Annotated in this window: 14 protein-coding genes; 6 read left to right on the top strand and 8 right to left on the bottom strand. The window is 68.8% G+C overall.

Translation table 11 applies throughout. The annotated features are described in order from the left end of the window. Positions 1-74: 74 nt before the first annotated feature. The 6 genes from ACYVG8_RS16450 to ACYVG8_RS16475 form a co-directional block, all read right to left on the bottom strand. A complete protein-coding gene (locus tag ACYVG8_RS16450) occupies positions 75-407 on the bottom strand; it encodes an EscU/YscU/HrcU family type III secretion system export apparatus switch protein (RefSeq protein ID WP_028497926.1) in 333 nt (110 codons plus the stop codon). After that, positions 404-1,570, bottom strand: a complete 1,167-nt coding sequence (gene fliK, locus ACYVG8_RS16455; protein ID WP_107888754.1) for a flagellar hook-length control protein FliK — start codon at positions 1,568-1,570, stop codon at positions 404-406. Before fliK ends, ACYVG8_RS16450 begins: the two co-directional genes overlap by 4 nt. 155 nt (positions 1,571-1,725) lie before the next feature. Continuing rightward, positions 1,726-3,249, bottom strand: coding sequence for a multicopper oxidase family protein (locus ACYVG8_RS16460; protein WP_460746320.1), 1,524 nt, complete (start codon positions 3,247-3,249; stop codon positions 1,726-1,728). A gap of 63 nt (positions 3,250-3,312) precedes the next feature. Further along, on the bottom strand, positions 3,313-3,678 hold the full coding sequence (locus tag ACYVG8_RS16465) for a hypothetical protein (protein ID WP_460746322.1): 366 nt from the start codon (positions 3,676-3,678) through the stop codon (positions 3,313-3,315). Positions 3,679-3,692: 14 nt separating this feature from the next. Next, positions 3,693-4,439 carry a 23S rRNA (guanosine(2251)-2'-O)-methyltransferase RlmB gene (gene rlmB, locus ACYVG8_RS16470; RefSeq protein ID WP_107888752.1) on the bottom strand — a complete coding sequence of 249 codons (747 nt, stop codon included), beginning with the start codon at positions 4,437-4,439 and terminating at the stop codon, positions 3,693-3,695. Positions 4,440-4,526: 87 nt separating this feature from the next. After that, positions 4,527-6,761: a putative bifunctional diguanylate cyclase/phosphodiesterase gene (locus ACYVG8_RS16475; protein ID WP_084299770.1), complete on the bottom strand. Its 2,235-nt coding sequence runs from the start codon at positions 6,759-6,761 to the stop codon at positions 4,527-4,529. Positions 6,762-7,173: 412 nt separating this feature from the next. On the opposite strand from ACYVG8_RS16475, the gene ACYVG8_RS16480 reads away from it, so the two are divergent. From ACYVG8_RS16480 to ACYVG8_RS16495, 4 genes are all read left to right on the top strand, one after another. After that, positions 7,174-7,557 carry a hypothetical protein gene (locus ACYVG8_RS16480; protein WP_146744993.1) on the top strand — a complete coding sequence of 128 codons (384 nt, stop codon included), beginning with the start codon at positions 7,174-7,176 and terminating at the stop codon, positions 7,555-7,557. A 102-nt stretch (positions 7,558-7,659) separates the two neighbouring features. Next, a complete protein-coding gene (gene coaD / locus ACYVG8_RS16485; protein WP_107888750.1) occupies positions 7,660-8,190 on the top strand; it encodes a pantetheine-phosphate adenylyltransferase in 531 nt (176 codons plus the stop codon). A 5-nt stretch (positions 8,191-8,195) separates the two neighbouring features. Then, on the top strand, positions 8,196-9,125 hold the full coding sequence (locus ACYVG8_RS16490; protein WP_460746324.1) for a Nudix family hydrolase: 930 nt from the start codon (positions 8,196-8,198) through the stop codon (positions 9,123-9,125). Next, positions 9,122-9,562 (top strand): hypothetical protein, encoded by a 441-nt coding sequence (locus ACYVG8_RS16495; RefSeq protein ID WP_281660071.1) that lies wholly within the window; start codon positions 9,122-9,124, stop codon positions 9,560-9,562. The genes ACYVG8_RS16490 and ACYVG8_RS16495 overlap by 4 nt, the downstream gene beginning before the upstream one ends. 3 nt (positions 9,563-9,565) lie before the next feature. On the opposite strand, the gene fdxA is transcribed toward ACYVG8_RS16495, so the two are convergent. Continuing rightward, on the bottom strand, positions 9,566-9,898 hold the full coding sequence (fdxA, locus tag ACYVG8_RS16500; RefSeq protein ID WP_107888748.1) for a ferredoxin FdxA: 333 nt from the start codon (positions 9,896-9,898) through the stop codon (positions 9,566-9,568). Positions 9,899-10,047: 149 nt separating this feature from the next. On the opposite strand from fdxA, the gene gluQRS reads away from it, so the two are divergent. After that, positions 10,048-10,938: a tRNA glutamyl-Q(34) synthetase GluQRS gene (gene gluQRS, locus ACYVG8_RS16505; RefSeq protein ID WP_460746325.1), complete on the top strand. Its 891-nt coding sequence runs from the start codon at positions 10,048-10,050 to the stop codon at positions 10,936-10,938. Here the strand turns inward: gluQRS and ACYVG8_RS16510 are convergent. After that, positions 10,920-11,675: a class I SAM-dependent methyltransferase gene (locus ACYVG8_RS16510; RefSeq protein ID WP_460746326.1), complete on the bottom strand. Its 756-nt coding sequence runs from the start codon at positions 11,673-11,675 to the stop codon at positions 10,920-10,922. The genes gluQRS and ACYVG8_RS16510 overlap by 19 nt on opposite strands. A gap of 126 nt (positions 11,676-11,801) precedes the next feature. Here ACYVG8_RS16510 and ACYVG8_RS16515 point away from each other — a divergent pair, with 126 nt between their 5' ends. Continuing rightward, positions 11,802-14,045: a DNA internalization-related competence protein ComEC/Rec2 gene (locus ACYVG8_RS16515; protein WP_460746328.1), complete on the top strand. Its 2,244-nt coding sequence runs from the start codon at positions 11,802-11,804 to the stop codon at positions 14,043-14,045. Positions 14,046-14,053: the final 8 nt, after the last annotated feature.

Raw genomic sequence — 14,053 nt, forward strand, 5'->3', positions numbered from 1 at the left:
CTGGACCGGGTGGGGCGGACGAAGCGGGGATTATACCGATGCGGTCGCCCGCGACCGCGCATCGGACCAGTACATCATGGGGTCGTCGGCGGAGATATCCAGTCGGGGAGTTGCGGCGGGTTTTCTTCGTCGGCACCGGCCGCCTGCCGTTCCAGGTAGTAGACAAAGGCGAGTACTTCCGCCACAGCCTGGTACAGCTCGGACGGGATCTGGCTGTCGAGATCGACCTGCATCAGCAGATTGACCAGTTGCGGCGACTCGTGGACGAAGACATCGGACGCCCTGGCGCGTTCGATGATGCGGGCGGCCATCTCGCCCCGGCCCTTGGCCACCACGCGCGGCGCGACCGAGCCCTGGCGGTAGGCCAGCGCCACGGCGCTCTGGCGTTCGGCGTCGCGGCGGCTCATGTTGCCTCCCGGTTCACGGAGTACTGCAGCAGGGTAAGTCCGGTTTCGCTCAATTGATGCTGGAGGCGGTCGCGCTCGGCGGCGATGCGGGCTGCCGTGCGCGGGTCGAGCGCATCCATGCGGATCTGTACACCCTGACCGTCCAGCGTGATGCGTGCCTCGATGGCGCCGAGTGACGGCAGGTTCAGCGCCAGCCGGCTGACCCAGCGGCGCGGGGCCTCCTCGCGGCCGTCGGCTTCGCGGTCCGGCGCGGTCTTGTCTTCCTCGATCAGCCACTCGAACGGCTGCTCCGGCCAGGCCGCGCCCTGCATCAGCACCTGGCGGTGTTCCAGTGTGTCGAGCTGGCGTGCGACCAGTTGCCCGAGTGCGGCATTGGCGTTCTGGTGGCGGGCGCTGTCGACCTCATCGCCGGCCTTGCCGGTGGCCTGGGCCGGATCGTCGTCTGTGCGTTGCTGGTGCAGCAGTGCCAGTGTGGCCTTCGGCAGTTCCAGCTTCGCCTGCGGCTCGGCCCGGACCTGCTCCAGCGTGCGCTTGCCCTGCACCCACTCGGCCAGATGCGCCTCGTAGAAGGTGCCGCTGCCGGACAGCATCTGCTGCAGCGCGCCGGCCAGTGCCCGGGTGTTGACCTGGCCGTTGGCCAGCATGATCGGCCCCAGTTGCGTGGCTGCCGGCGTTGGCGCGGCATTGGCGCCGCCGGCCGCCGGGCGCTGGCCCGGTTGCGGCAGCAACGGTTCGCGCACAGCCGGTTCGGCGCCACGACTGGCCTGGGTCAGCAGGGCACCCAGATAGCGCGAGGCGCCGGACAGGGTCACCCGCGACAGCTGGCGGTCGCTCTGCTCCTGGACCGGTTCGCTTTCCAGCCGGAATGACAGCCGCGGCGTGACCTGCGCCACGGTCAGTTTCAGCGTGGCGCCCGGTTCGGCCGCCAGCATCTGGCCGCGGCCGAGGTTCAGGGTCAGTAACTGGTTTTTGACCAGCACCAGGAAACGGTTGCCGGCGAGGTTGTCCACCACGCGTGCCGATACCTGCTCGCCCGGTTTCAGGTCGGGCAGGCGGGCCGGCGTCGGATTGACCTCCAGGATCGGCCGGACGTCGCGAAGGACTTGGCCGAGCTGGCCCGGGGACAAGTCCCGGATGGTCAGGGTGGGCTGGATCGGTAGCATGGCGGGCGGTCAGAGTCAGGTGCCGGGATTGTACTGGTCCGGGCGGTCCGCGGCTAACCCCGGGGCGGACGACGGGTATCGGGAGAGGCCGCCGCGCAGGCGGCCTTCCCGGTAGTTTATCGACTCCCGCGCGGGGAAGTTCAGCCGTTTCCGGTTTACGCGTGCACGGCCAGCGTGCCCATCATGCCGAGATCCTCATGTTCGAGGATATGGCAGTGGTACAGGCGCTCGCCCGGGGTGTCGAAGCGCACGCGCAGGGTCAGGCTGGCGCGCGGTGCCAGATTGACCGTATCGCGCCAGCTCGGCGGCTGTGGCTTGCCGTTGCGGGCGATCAGCTGGAACTGGCCGCCATGCAGATGGAACGGATGATCCATATGGCTGTCATTGACCACCTCCCATTCCTCGATCTGCCCGACCTTGCCGCTCAGGTCGACACGGTTCATGTCGTAGGTTCTGCCGTCGATCAGGAACATGTTTTTCATCATGGCCATCATGCCGCCACCGGCCATGCGGTGGTCCATCGGCCGCTCCGACAGCACAACGCGGCGGCGGATGTCCGGCCGGCCCAGTGGCACGATCGTCGCCAGCTGCGCCGGCAGGCTGAAGGCCGCTGCCGGCGCACGGTCGGCGACGGCGACGGTCATCAGCGGCAGTGCCGCGGTCTGCTCCGGCTGCATCATCTTGCCGCGCGCATACGGCAGCGAAACCAGTTGCAGCGACTGGCCGACCCGGGCCGGGAAGGTCACCAGCAGTTCGGTGCGTTCGCCCGGGGTCAGCAGCAACTGCGACAGACCGGTTTCCGGCCGGGCCAGCGCGCCGCCATCGGTGCCGACCCGGGTCAGGGTCGCGCCGGGCAGCGACAGCAGCAGATAGCGTGCCGCGCAGGCATTGAGCACGCGCAGGCGGCGGGTTTCGTTCGGCGCGACATCGAGTCGCGGCCGGTACTGGCCGTTGACCAGCACCACTTCGCCTTCGCGGCCGTCCATCCAGTCGGCCGGCGTGTGCGCGGCCACCTGGTTGTCGCGATCGAAGCGCTGGTCACTGATGACCAGCAGCGACTCCGGCAGGCCGGCGAACGGATCGTTGCGATGGCGGATGATGACGGGACCGGCCAGGCTCATCGCCACCTGGCGCGCAGTCAGGCCATGCGGATGCGGGTGATACCAGAAGGTGCCGGACAGGTCGTCGGGGAGGGTGAATCCGGCACGGAACGAGCCGCCCGGTGCAATGGCATCGCGCGGATGGCCATCGACGCGCGGATCGACCGGCAGACCGTGCCAGTGCACGGTCGTTTCTTCGGGCAGGCGGTTGTTCAGCGTGATGGCGACCCGGTCGCCGGCATTCAGCTCGATCAGCGGGCCAAGCGGCCCGGCGTTGTAGCTCCACAGCCGGGTCGGCGCACCCGGCAGCAGTGCATGCCGGGTTTCCGCGATATCGATGACGCCGCTGAACGTGCCGGCCTCGGTGCTGCGGTTGGCCAGCCGGGGCAGGGTAGCCAGTGGCTGCCCCGCCGGCGGCAGGGCGTCCGGCGACGACGAGGGGGCATGCATGGCGGCCATGCCGTTCATCGGCATGCTGTCGTGCATCGGCATGCCGTGACCGGCGTGCGGATTGGCGCGGGCGGCCAGCGGCCACAGCGGGGCGCTCGCCAGGGCGGCGAGGAGAGTGCGTCTTTGCATGATCATTCCTTTCAGAGTCGAATCCCTGCCGTCAGGACGGCAGGCAGTGGCAGGCAGGAAAGATCAGGCGCGGGGCGGTTCGTCCGGCGGCGGCAGCGCGCGCGAGCGCAGCGGCGGGGTCGGGGCCGTGCGCCGCTGCGGGGTGAAGGGCAGCGAGACGGCCATGCCGCCCGCCATCGGTACCGCCTGCGGGCAGCAGGCGTGGGTGCCGCCACCGGCATGGGGCGCGCAGGATGACGGCGTGGTGTCGTCCGCCGCCATGGCCGACGGGCTGTGGCAGCGGCCGGCGGCCTGGGGGTGCCCGATCTGCGTCGACACCGATGCGCGGGGCATCGGCTGCATGCCGGCAAACGCGTCGGGCGCGATGGCCAGCGCCGCCAGCCACACGATGGCGGCCAGCAGCATGACGGGATCGAGAAGGCGTTTCATGGCTTCAGTATGGCTCAGCCGGCGGCCAGTACGCGCTGCCGGCGCGATTCGCTGAGTACCATGCCGGTGGCGACCGACACGTTCAGGCTTTCCACCGTGCCGAACATCGGGATGCTGACCAGCAGATCGCAATGTTCGCGCGTCAGGCGGCGCATGCCTTCACCTTCCGAGCCCATGACCCAGGCCAGCGGACCGGCGGCATCGCAGTGGTAGAGGTCGGTGCTGGCGTCCATGTCGGTGCCGGCGATCCAGATGCCGCGGTCCTTGATGTCGCGCAGGCAGCGGGCCAGATTGGTCACCTGCACGTACGGCACGACCTCGGCCGCGCCGCATGCCACCTTGCTGACGGTGGCGTTCAGGCCGGCGGAGCGGTCTTTCGGCGCGATGACGGCGTGGACGCCCATCGCATCGGCCACGCGCAGGCAGGCACCGAGATTGTGCGGGTCGGTCACGCCGTCGAGGATCAGCAGCAGCGGCGGTTCGTTCAGCGTGTCGAGCACGTCGTCGACATTGACGATGCGGTGGCTGACGTCGATGACCGCTGCCACGCCCTGGTGGCGCGCGCGGCCGGTCATGGCGTCGAGCCGGGCGGTATCGACGCTGATCACGCGCACGTTCTCGCTGGCGGCCTTGTCGAGCACGTCCTGCATGCGACGGTCGTCACGGCCGGCGGCGACGAACAGCTCGACCAGGCTTTTCGGCGACTGGAACAGCCGGGCGTTGACGGCGTGGAAGCCGTGAATGAGTTTTTTCTGCGACATGGGCGGACGATCCTGCGTGATGGCCGGCGGGGCGGGGCCCCGCCGGGCGGTAAAGCCGGCATTGTACGTGCTGCGGCTGGCCGTTGCTCAGAGATCCATCCGGGTGGCACTGTGCCGCGAGGTGCCGCTGCGGATATAGGCGGCGAGCGCTTCCGGCGGCAGCGGCCGGCTGTAGTAGAAACCCTGGATCAGATCGCAGCCACAGGCGGCGAGGAAATCGCGCTGTTCGATGGTTTCCGCCCCCTCGGCCACGACGGTCAGCGCCAGCTTCCGGGCCATGGCGACAATGGCCTCGGTAATGGCGACATCGTTCGGGTCGTTCGGCACGCCGTCGATAAAGGTCCGGTCGATTTTCAGCGCGTCGAGCGGCAGGTTCTTCAGCTGCGACAGGCTGGAGTAGCCGGTACCGAAGTCGTCCAGTGCCAGATGCACGCCCAGTGCTTTCAATTCGTTCAGCAGGGCGACCGCCGCGTCGGGCTGTTCGATCAGCGCGCTTTCGGTCACTTCCAGCTCGATCCGCTGCGGGGCGATGCCGGCACTGGTCAGCGCGTCGGTCAGGACCTGGCACAGCGAGGAGTCGGCAAACTGGCGTGCGGACAGGTTGACCGCCACCCGGGGCACGCGAATGCCGGCGGCGTCCCAGCGGGCGATCTGTTCGCAGGCGGCACGGATCACCCAGTGGCCGAGCACCAGCACCAGGCCGGTTTCTTCCGCCAGCGGGATAAAGCGCGACGGCGGGATCATGCCCCATTCCGGGTGGTGCCAGCGCGCCAGCGCCTCGACCGCGACGATCAGCCCGGAGTCCGGATCGACCTGCGGCTGGTAGTGGAGTTCGAGCTGCTGGCGGGTGATGGCGTTGCGCAGCGCATTTTCCATGGTCAGCCGCTCGCTGGCCTGGCTGACCATGCTGGCATTGAAGAACGCATAGGTATTCTTGCCGGCGGTCTTGGCACGGTACATCGCCACTTCCGCATGGCGGAGCAGCGTCTGGGCGTTGTGGCCATCCTCGGGGTAGACGGCGATGCCGATCGAGCCGGTGACGGTCAGTTCCTTGCCGTCGAGCACGCTGGGCTGGGCCAGTTCGTCCAGCAGGTGCTCGACCTGCAGCGCCAGCTTCGCGCGATCGCCGGTATTGGTCAGCACGGTGAATTCGTCGCCGCCGACCCGGCTCAGCAGCGCATCCTTGCCGACCGCATAGTTGAGCCGGGCGGCGATCACGCGCAGCAGGTCGTCGCCGCCGCTGTGGCCGAAGCCGTCGTTGACCAGCTTGAAGCGGTCGAGATCGATGAACAGCAGGGCGAATGCCGTGGCCGATGTCCCTTCGCAGGTGGTCTGCAGCCGGGTGAGAAATTCGGCGCGGTTGGTCAGCCGGGTCAGCGGGTCGTGGGTGGCGAGGAAGACCAGCCGGTCCTCGGCGTCCTTGTGCTGGCTGATGTCGTTGAATACGCAGACGTTGTTGATCAGCTCGCCTTCCGGGTCATGCACGGCGCTGATCGACAGCCGGACCGGATACAGGCGGCCATTGCGATGGCGATCGAGGAACTCGCCCTGCCAGCAGCCCTGCTCATCCAGGGACTGCAGCATCTGGCGGTTGATCGCCCGGCCCATGTGGTCGACGCGGAACAGGCGCGAACGGCGGTTGACCACCTCGTCGGCCTCGTAGCCGGTAATGCGGGTGAACGCGCGGTTGACGGCGATGATGCGTGCATCGCCATCGGTCAGCAGGATGCCTTCGGCGGCGTTGTCGAACACGATGTCGGACAGGCGCTGCTTGTGCTCGGCCTCGGTCCGGTCGCTGACGTCGATCATGATGCCGATGGTGGCGTCGGCGCCGCGGTATGGTGCGAGCCGGCTGTGGACCTCGGTGTCGATGCGGCGGCCATTGCGATGACGCAGGCGGAGCTGAAAGCGCATGTCGATGATCTGGTCCCGCCGGCGGCGCTGCAGCTGGAGGCGGACCCGTTCGCGCTCTTCCGCGTCCAGCAGCGCGGAAGTCGGCAGGCCGGTCATTTCGTCCTGGGTATAGCCGAGCATGTCGGCCGCGCGCGGGTTGCAGTAGACGACAATTTCGTTCTGCACGATGTAGATGCCGGCCAGCGATTGCTCGATCAGCGCGTCATGGTTGGTCTGCAAATCGCCCAGCCGCTGCCCCTGGTGGCGCAGGTACAGCAGCGTGGCGGCCAGCAGCAGGGCGAGAACGGCGGACAGCGAGATCCATGTGGTCAGGGGGGCAGTGGACAAATCGTCGGCGAAAACCGGGGTGGACAGAGTCGACAGGACGGCGAGACAACAGCGTCGCATGGCCTGCGAGACATCTAACATAGCTTTCCTCCAGAGTGCCGGGCGCGGAACGGATTTGTCACGATAATGTCATGGGATGAGGCCTGTGTTCAGGGCGACCGCATCGGACAGAGACGGATTGTGGTGAAAAATGACGCGACTGCCTACCCTTTGCGTGAAGCCGGGTCACCGTCAGCAGAAAACGGCAGGGGGGAAGCGCCGGTCCGGACTGGTCCTGGCCCTGCGACGGCGGGGACGGAAAGGACGGAATTCCATCCGGCGGGCTGCCGTTTGCACGCCATCCCGAGTCCCGGCGCTGCGCTGACCACCTGCCTCCTGCCCATGAGCAGTCCGGAAGCCTGCTTTGTCTGTATCCGCGTCCTCCGTGATAATGCGGAATCCGTCGTCGCCGGGAACTGCCGGCACGACCCTGACGTCCCCCGGAGATTGATCGATGATAGCGACTCGCGCCCGATTCATGCTGCTGATTGCCGCACTGGCTGGCGGGCTGGCCCTGCCGGCGCAGGCCTTGCCGCCACCGCAGGCGGGGCAGCTGCTCAATGTCGGCGCCGACGCCGTCGTGGCCGTTCGCCTCGATGCCGTTCGCCGCGACGGTCCGTCATGGACGATCTGGGCGACCGTGGACGAAGTCTTTCGCGCGCCGCTGCGGCGCGGGGACGTGATCCAGATCAGCGGCTTCGGCGGCGATCGCGCGCCGCAGGTCGGCGCCCGCCTCGTTGTGGCGCTGGAACGTCGCGGGGCCTGGTGGTCGCTGCCGTCCCAGGACCAGGCCTTTCCCGATTCTCCCGCCCTGCGTGCCGCGTTGCGGCGCGGCTGACGGCATTCCTTTCGGGTTTTCCGGCTGGCGTCTTATGACGCAATGCAAAAAATTCTTTGCCGCTGACCCTGTGAAGCGATTACATTTTGCAGATTGTTGCGTATGTCACATAAAGGAAAGCGTCCATTGAAGCGCGCCGTCTATGCGGGCAGTTTCGACCCGGTGACCAATGGTCACCTGTGGATGATCGAGCAGGCGGTCGAGCTGTTTGACGAACTGGTCGTTGCCATCGGGGTCAACCCGGACAAGTTCTGCACGTTCAGCGCCGAGGACCGCGCGGCCATGCTGCGCGAGACCACCCGCCAGTACAACAACCTGCGGGTGGAGCTGTTCGACAACCAGTTTCTGGTCAATTACGCACAATCCATCGGTGCCAACTACATCGTGCGCGGCATCCGTACCGCAAGCGATTACGAATACGAACGTGCGATGCGTTATGTGAATTCGGACCTGTATCCGAACATCACCACCATCTTCCTGCTGCCGCCGCGCGAATACGCCGAGGTCAGCTCGACCATGGTGCGCGGACTGGTCGGCCCGAAGGGCTGGGAAGACGTCATCCACCAGTACGTGCCGGAACCGGTTTACCTGCGGCTGCGCGAATACGAGCGCCGCCGGCTCGAGGGCAAGTAAGCAGCATGCGCAAATGGACACAGGTCGTCGCCGGGGTGCTGGTCAGGCCCGACGGCGGCTTTTTTCTTTCCAGCCGCCCCGAAGGCAAGCCGTATGCGGGGTACTGGGAGTTTCCCGGCGGCAAGATCGAAGCCGGCGAGACCCCGTACGCGGCGCTGTGCCGCGAGCTGGACGAGGAACTCGGCCTGACCGTCACCCACGCCACACCGTGGCTGACCCAGCATTTTCACTATGAACACGCCGATGTCCGGCTCGACTTCCACCGGGTGACCGGCTGGAGCGGCGAGCCGCAGGCGCGCGAAGGGCAGACCTGGGCCTGGCAACGGGCAGCCGATGCGCTGAGCGTGTCGCCGGTGCTGCCGGCCAATACGCCGATTTTTCGCGCGCTGTCACTGCCGGCCACGCTGGCGATCACCTGCGCGCAGGAACTTGGCCGTGACACCGTGATTGCCCGCGTCGCGGCCGACCCGGCCGCATTCGGGCTGATCGTGGTGCGCGAACCCGGCTGGAGTACCGCACAGCAGCATGCACTGGCCGCCGAGCTGGCCGCCCTGATCCGCCCGCACGGCGGACGGGTGCTGCTGGCCGGGGCCAGCGATGCGGGGCCGTTCGACGGCCTGCACCTGAACAGCCGCCAGCTGCATGCGCTCGACGCGCGTCCGGCCGGTGACTGGGTCGGCGCCTCGGTACACGGTCAGGCCGATATCGAACAGGCTGTCGGCCTGGGACTGGACTACGTGATGCTCGGCCACGTGCAGCCGACGCCCTCGCACCCGGACCTGCCGCCGCTGGGCTGGGACCGCTTCACCGAACTGGCCGGCGGCCGCTGGCCCTTGCCGGTCTACGCGCTCGGCGGTCTGTCCGTCACGGACCTCGATCGTGCCCGCGAAGCGGGCGCGCACGGCGTCGCCTGCATGCGGAGTGCCTGGCGATGAGCGGCCCGGTTCCGAGACGCAAACTGCTGCTGGTCGCGCTGGCCCTGATCGTGCTGGCGCTGATCAAGGCCGGTGTCGCCTGGTACTGGTGGCACAACCGCACCGACACGGTCGCTGCGGTCGAACTGCGCTGCCCGGATCTTGCGCAGGCCTGTGCGCTGGGGGACAGCGGCGCAACCCTGACCTTCGTGTCGCCGCCACAGCACAGCGCGCCGTTCGTGGTCGAGATCGCCGGCGCCGACGCGACGCCGACCGCCGGTTTCGACATGGTCGGCATGAGCATGGGCGTTGCCCGCTACCGCTTCGTGCCGGCGGGAGACGGTCGCTGGCGCGCCAGGATCACGCTGCCGGTCTGCGTGACCGGCTCCAGCGACTGGATCGGCAGCTTCGTGGTAGACGGGCACGAATACCGCCTGCCATTCACTGTCGGCCAGTGAGTCTCAGCCGCGGTCGAGCTGGTCGAACTTGTCCCTGACCTGTGCCCACTGCGCGGCGTCGGGCAGTGGCGGCTTCTGCAGCGTGATCGGTTTCCATTTCGGATTGGCGGCCAGTTCGGCGTTCAGCGCAATGAAGTGGCGCTGGTCGGCCGGGACATCGTCGTCGGCATAAATGGCGTCCACCGGGCATTCCGGCACGCACAGCATGCAGTCGATGCACTCGTCCGGGTCGATGACGAGGAAATTGGGCCCTTCGTGGAAACAGTCGACCGGACAGACCGTGACGCAGTCGGTGTACTTGCAGCGGATACAGGCTTCGGTGACGACATAGGCCATGGTTGCGTATCCTTTACGTTCTCGCGTGCGGGCATCCTGCCGCACGCCGTGACCGGAACAACTAAAGTGACTCACCTTCCCAGACAGTGTAGCCGCCCGCGTGGCGGCTGCCGTTGCCTTCGTCCCCGGGTGAACGGGGGCGGCAGCCGATGACGCCCGCCTACCGCGGGCGTTTCGCCCCCAGCCCGACCGGCCGGCTGCACGCCGGCTCCCTGCTGACCGCCGTCGGCAGCTACCTCGATGCCCGCGTCCAGGGCGGCGAGTGGTGGGTGCGGATCGAAGACCTCGACCCGCCGCGCGAAATGCCCGGTGCCAGCGCCGACATCCTGCGCACGCTGGAAGCCTTCGGCTTCGAGTGGGATGGCGAAGTGGTCTACCAGCATGACCGCCATCCGCGCTACGCCGCTGCGCTGGCGCAACTGGTCGCCAGCGGCGATGCCTATCCGTGCGCCTGCACGCGCAAGGAGATTGCCGCCGTCGCCCGACGCGGCGTGGACGGTCATGTGTATCCCGGAACCTGCCGTGACGGGCTGCCGGCCGGTCGCCAGCCGCGCGCCTGGCGGCTGCGGGTGCCGGCGGGCGAGGTGAGCTTCGAGGATCGCGTGTTCGGCCTGCAGCAGCAGGACGTGGCGCAGGAGGTCGGCGATTTCGTGCTCAAGCGTGCCGACGGTTTCTGGGCCTACCAGCTTGCGGTGCTGGTCGACGACCACGCACAGGGCATGACCGACGTGGTCCGGGGGGCCGACCTGCTCGATTCGACACCGCGTCAGCTGGTGCTGATCGACGCGCTCGGCCATTCGCGACCCCGCCATGCCCATTTGCCGCTGGTGTGCAATGCCGAGGGCGAGAAACTGTCCAAGCAGACGCTGGCGCCGGCCATTTCCATCGACCATGCCGCGGACGAGCTGCGCCGGGCGCTGTGCCGGCTGAATCACCGGCCGCCGGCCGATTGCGCCGGGCTGGACGAGCTGTGGGCCTGGGCGCTGGCATCATTCCGCCTCGACCGCGTCGGCCGGACGGTTCAGCGCGACGGCGTATAGAGATCGAAACGGGTGCTCTTGCCGACCAGCTGCGTCGACGGCTTGTCGTCGCCGAGCTGCACGCCGAGGCGCGGCCGTTTGACTACCACCCGTTTTTTCGCCGCGCCGCGTGCGGCGGCGACCAGCTTGCCGGCATCGGTATCGTCACCGATCACGACCTGAAAGGCCTGCATGTCCTTCTTGGCCGCCGCGCTCTTGCCGGTATCGGGGAACATCGGATCGAGGTAGACCACATCGGGGCGCACCGCCGGGTCCAGCGCGGCCAGCCAGTCGGCGGCATCGGCATGCACCAGCCGCATGCGCGCCGCGATCGCGGCGGTGGCCGGGTCGGCGGCGGCGCGCGACAGCGCATCGTCGAGCAGCGCGGCGGCGACCGGTGAGCGTTCCAGCAGCGTGACCTCGCAGCCCAGGGTGGCCAGCACGAACGCGTCGCGGCCAAGACCGGCAGTGGCATCGACCACGCTCGGACGATTTCCGCCCTTGATGCCGATCGCCCGCGCCACCGGCTGGCCGCTGCCGCCGCCGTGCTCGCGCCGGTGCCGGGCGGCACCCTCGACAAAATCGGCGTAGACCGCGCCATGGCCATGGGCCGTCACCAGTTCCAGCCGCGTGTCGCCGAGCGCCAGCCAGTAGCCGTCGGCGGGCGGCGCGCTCAGGCGCGGCAGCGCGAAGCGGGCGGCGAGGTCGTCGGCGCGCGCGGCGTCGGCGTCGGGAAGGGCATACAGACCGTGGAACATGATGGGGGAGGCGGGAATGGCGTAAGGCCGGCATTGTGACGGGAAAGCCACAGTGCAGGCAAAGCCGATTAGGCGGGCGGCGATCGCTGGCGTGAAATGGAGCGATGTTTCTGCCCGGAGCACGGCATGTATCCCCTGCTGCTGTTCACGCTCGGCATGGCCATCCCGCCGTGGCTGCCGGCGCCGCTGCCGTGGCATGCGCCGGCAGCCGTGGCCGTACTGGCGCTGTCCGGTCGCTGGCCTGGCTGGCGCACCGGCCTGCTGGTCGCTCTGTGCGCCGGACTGGCATTGAGCGCGCTGCGCATCCGGCTGCGGCTGGATGACATGCTGCCGCCGGCCTGGGAGAACCGCTCGCAGTCGGTCGAGCTGCAGGTAATCGGTCTGGCCCATTACGGCCTGATCTCGACCCGCTTCGATGCGCAGCGGCTGCAGCTGCATACGCCGGACGCCGCGCTGCCGGCCACCTTTTCGGTCGCCGACCGGGAGCGACGGGCCTGGCCGGCCGGCTCGGTCTGGCGTGCCGAACTGCGCTGCAAGCGCCTGCATGCGTATGCCAATCCGCATGCCGCCGATACCGAGCGCTGGCTGATCGCCCAGCGGCGGCTGGCGAACTGCAGCGTCAGACAACGGCGGGCGCTGCCGGCACGGTCTTCGCTGCAGGCCGGCATCGGGCAGATGCGGGAGCGCCTGCGCGACCGGTTCGACCGCGTGCTGGGCGACCATCCGGCAGCCGGCGTGCTGATGGCACTGACGCTCGGTGAGCGGACCGGCATCGACCGTGCACAGTGGGACGTGTTCGCCCGTACCGGCACCACCCACCTGGTCTGCGTCTCCGGCGTGCACCTGGGCTTTGTCGCCGCGCTGGCCGCCTGGGCCGCGCTGCGACTGGCCCGCCGCTTTGGTCGTGGCCGGTGGCCGCCGCGACTGCTTGCCTGCACGACCGGGCTGACGGCAGCCGGCGCCTATGCGCTGCTGGCCGGCTTTGGCGTATCGGCGCAGCGGGCGCTGCTGATGCTGGCTGCCTGCGGGCTGGCGCTGGCGCTGCGGTCGCGCTGGCCGGCGCGAAAAATCTGGCTCAGCGCGCTGGCGCTGGTCACGCTGGCCGACCCGTGGGCGGTCACCCTGCCGGGTTTCTGGCTGTCGTTCGGCCTGGTTGCGGCCTTGCTGCTGGCCGGCAGCGGCCGCCTGTGTCGCCCCGGCTGGCTGGCGGGAAACCTGCAGGCACAGGGCGCGGTCAGTGTCCTGTCGGTGCCGCTGCTGGCCGGCTGGTTCGGCCAGCTGCCATGGGTGTCGCCGCTGGCCAATGCCTGGGCGCTGCCGCTGATCGGCCTGCTGCTGACCCCGCTGTCACTGCTGGCGGTCGCCCAGCCGTTCGACCCGCCACTGCGCTGGGCCGCGGACCTGATCGGGCTGGCGATGTCGCCGCTGGACTGGCTGGCGCAGTGGCCGCCGTGGACACTGCCGACGCCGCCGGTCTGGACCCTCTGGCTGGCCGGCATTGCTGCGCTGCTGATGCTGCTGCCGCTGTGGCCATTGCGGCTGTTGCTGCTGCCGTGCTGGCTGCCGTTGCTGCTGGCGCGCGCCGAGCGGCCGCCGCCGGGCGAGGTGTGGGCGACCGTACTGGATGTCGGTCAGGGACTGGCGATGGTGGTGGAAACCCGGCACCATGTGCTGGTGTATGACGTCGGGCCGGGCAACGCCGACTGGAATGTGGCCGACAGCACGCTGCTGCCGTATCTGGCCGGACGCGGGATCACTGCACCGGACCGGGTCATGCTGTCGCATGCCGATGCCGACCATGCCGGCGGCTGGCCGGCGCTGGCGCCGCGCTGGCCACACAGCCAGTGCCAGGTCAGCCAGCCGGAAGCGCTGGACGCGCGCTGGCCCTGCGGCGCATGTCGGGCCGGGCAGCGCTGGCACTGGGACGGGGTCGATTTCGAGGTGTTCTGGCCGGGGAACGACGCGGCGGCGCTGGAAACCAATGCATCCAGCTGCGTACTGAAAGTGACCGGCGCGGCGGGCCGGTCGATACTGCTGACCGGCGATATCGGTCGCGCCAGCGAGGCGGCGCTGCTCGGTCTGCCGCTGCGCGCCGATGTGCTGATCTCGCCACACCATGGCAGCCGCACCTCGTCCGGCGACGATTTTCTGGCCGCCGTGGCGGCGCAGCATGTCGTGGTCAGCGCCGGCTATCTGAACCGCTATCGCCATCCGCAGGCCGCTGTCTGGCAACGCTATGCCGATCACGGCATGACCCGCTGGCGCACCGACCGCCACGGTGCGATCGACATCCGTCTCGGGCGCGAGGTCGGGGTCAGCGCCTGGCGGCAGCGCGCGCCGCGCTACTGGCAGCCGCGCGACAAAGACTGAGCCGGACT

Source organism: Microvirgula curvata, from assembly GCF_054781615.1.

What these genes read in the sequence shown, in the direction of transcription:
- ACYVG8_RS16450 (WP_028497926.1), bottom strand. Translation starts at nt 407, where the DNA reads ATGAGCCGCCGCGACGCCGAACGCCAGAGCGCCGTGGCGCTGGCCTAC.
- fliK (WP_107888754.1), bottom strand. Translation starts at nt 1,570, where the DNA reads ATGCTACCGATCCAGCCCACCCTGACCATCCGGGACTTGTCCCCGGGC.
- ACYVG8_RS16460 (WP_460746320.1), bottom strand. Translation starts at nt 3,249, where the DNA reads ATGCAAAGACGCACTCTCCTCGCCGCCCTGGCGAGCGCCCCGCTGTGG.
- ACYVG8_RS16465 (WP_460746322.1), bottom strand. Translation starts at nt 3,678, where the DNA reads ATGAAACGCCTTCTCGATCCCGTCATGCTGCTGGCCGCCATCGTGTGG.
- rlmB (WP_107888752.1), bottom strand. Translation starts at nt 4,439, where the DNA reads ATGTCGCAGAAAAAACTCATTCACGGCTTCCACGCCGTCAACGCCCGG.
- ACYVG8_RS16475 (WP_084299770.1), bottom strand. Translation starts at nt 6,761, where the DNA reads ATGTTAGATGTCTCGCAGGCCATGCGACGCTGTTGTCTCGCCGTCCTG.
- ACYVG8_RS16480 (WP_146744993.1), top strand. Translation starts at nt 7,174, where the DNA reads ATGATAGCGACTCGCGCCCGATTCATGCTGCTGATTGCCGCACTGGCT.
- coaD (WP_107888750.1), top strand. Translation starts at nt 7,660, where the DNA reads ATGTCACATAAAGGAAAGCGTCCATTGAAGCGCGCCGTCTATGCGGGC.
- ACYVG8_RS16490 (WP_460746324.1), top strand. Translation starts at nt 8,196, where the DNA reads ATGCGCAAATGGACACAGGTCGTCGCCGGGGTGCTGGTCAGGCCCGAC.
- ACYVG8_RS16495 (WP_281660071.1), top strand. Translation starts at nt 9,122, where the DNA reads ATGAGCGGCCCGGTTCCGAGACGCAAACTGCTGCTGGTCGCGCTGGCC.
- fdxA (WP_107888748.1), bottom strand. Translation starts at nt 9,898, where the DNA reads ATGGCCTATGTCGTCACCGAAGCCTGTATCCGCTGCAAGTACACCGAC.
- gluQRS (WP_460746325.1), top strand. Translation starts at nt 10,048, where the DNA reads ATGACGCCCGCCTACCGCGGGCGTTTCGCCCCCAGCCCGACCGGCCGG.
- ACYVG8_RS16510 (WP_460746326.1), bottom strand. Translation starts at nt 11,675, where the DNA reads ATGTTCCACGGTCTGTATGCCCTTCCCGACGCCGACGCCGCGCGCGCC.
- ACYVG8_RS16515 (WP_460746328.1), top strand. Translation starts at nt 11,802, where the DNA reads ATGTATCCCCTGCTGCTGTTCACGCTCGGCATGGCCATCCCGCCGTGG.